The organism is Blautia sp. AF19-1, from assembly GCF_003479155.1.
Taxonomy (GTDB): Bacteria; Bacillota; Clostridia; order Lachnospirales; family Lachnospiraceae; genus Fusicatenibacter; species Fusicatenibacter saccharivorans.
This window is the reverse complement of the sequence record NZ_QUGQ01000052.1, coordinates 1-1,562: the sequence shown is the minus strand read 5'-3', so window position 1 is coordinate 1,562 and position 1,562 is coordinate 1. Positions and strand designations below refer to the sequence as shown.

Genomic DNA, 1,562 nt, shown 5'->3' with positions numbered 1-1,562 from the left:
CAATGTCATTAACTTTAGCAAAGAGCAGAAATCGTAAGCATTTATAAAACTATGATTCCTGCTTTTTGTTTGTATATGGGCATACTTATCCCCTTCTCTTTGTACTCGTATTTTTTAGCTCAGTACGCTCTTTTATGGGTATTCGAATATTTTCCTGCTAATTGCCCTTTCGTTCTGGTATAATGCCGATCAGGACGAATGGGAACAAGATTTTTACTGATATCTTCATATATTTGCTGAAATAACATATTTTTCTTTTGACCATCCGTTTCAAGAAGTATATAAATCAGATCATTTTTTAAGATTCCAATACTAACAGTCTGATTGATCATCATTTTATGTTTTCTGTTCGCTTCTTTCTGATCCAGTTCACGCTCTGCATCTAATATGATATCTTCAACTAAATTGCTCAGATATATAGTGCTGTATATATCTTGTAATAACAGAATAGGTTTTGTTCCTGTAAAATTCTCTAACTGTAACCGACTCTTTAGCGTTTCATACGCAGTCTCTATCCCCCACCTCATATGATATAATTCTTTTATTTCTTCTGTATGAAATTCAGTTTGTGAAAGATTTGTAGCCAAAACTTCTAAACTTCCGTTTTCTAATAGGATTTTTACCATACGCAATGAAATTTCACCTAATTCTTTCATACGTTCTCCATCTGGCGTTCCCTCGTAATGTCTGATTCTTGACTTATCAAGTTTTATTTTAACTAGCTGATCCTTTTCTATTAAACTGTTTTGCTCTTTTTTGTAATCACTGCTTTTTAAACGTACGATAAATTTAATATCCTTATCCATCATATGTATAAACGCTGGCGTAGAAGGATAGCCTCTGTCCATGATAATAACATAGGGAATGCTGCCTATTGTTTCCGGTATTCGCTCCATCTGTTTTTCGGCCAGGCGCATTTCATTAAATTTCACCTTATTACAGTCACTTTCCAGTATCATACGATTCATTACATCATAAATACAGCCTAATCCTATTTGAGCTTGGGGCTTTGTGTTTTTCCGGCTTGCAGAACCATATAGTTTCAGTGTTTCAGCAGTGGTAGGAATATTAATATCTGAGCCGTCAGCGGCTAATATTAAATGATCTTTGTAAGTTGAAAAGGTGGAATCTGCATAAAAGTTACGGTTATGATATTTATATAATTCTAAAAAAGCATCTGGATTAAGTTTCATACGCTGTTTCAGATATCCTGGTTTTGAAATAGACACACCAGGATGAGCAAGTTTCATATAATTTCTCAGTTCCAATGCCAACGTCAACCCCTTTCTGTTTATCATCGTGAAAAGAAGATCCTGAAGAGGCATTTTTCGAATTCTGGTAAAATAATTTTTATTACCTGATCGGCAAAATGCCTTAAATTCATCAGAAGTCATTTTTTCTATATCCATGAATATACGTTTCTGAGAATGCTTCATGCATAATCACATCCTTTTTTGAGCAGGTTCATGGCTTCTTTTTACAATATAAGCATATCAAAAAAAGCAGAAGATATCTAATCCATTTCGGAATAAATATCTTCTGCTTTTAAGTTAATGACATTG

Annotated in this window: 1 protein-coding gene; it reads right to left on the bottom strand. The window is 33.7% G+C overall.

Annotation, left to right across the window (positions count from 1 at the left end):
- Nucleotides 1–119: 119 nt before the first annotated feature.
- Nucleotides 120–1,436: an IS4 family transposase gene (locus tag DWX26_RS16545; RefSeq protein ID WP_226906475.1), complete on the bottom strand. Its 1,317-nt coding sequence runs from the start codon at nucleotides 1,434–1,436 to the stop codon at nucleotides 120–122.
- Nucleotides 1,437–1,562 lie beyond the last annotated feature (126 nt).

Excerpts from the sequence above, each read along its gene's own strand:
- DWX26_RS16545 (WP_226906475.1), bottom strand. The coding sequence starts at position 1,436 with ATGAAGCATTCTCAGAAACGTATATTCATGGATATAGAAAAAATGACT.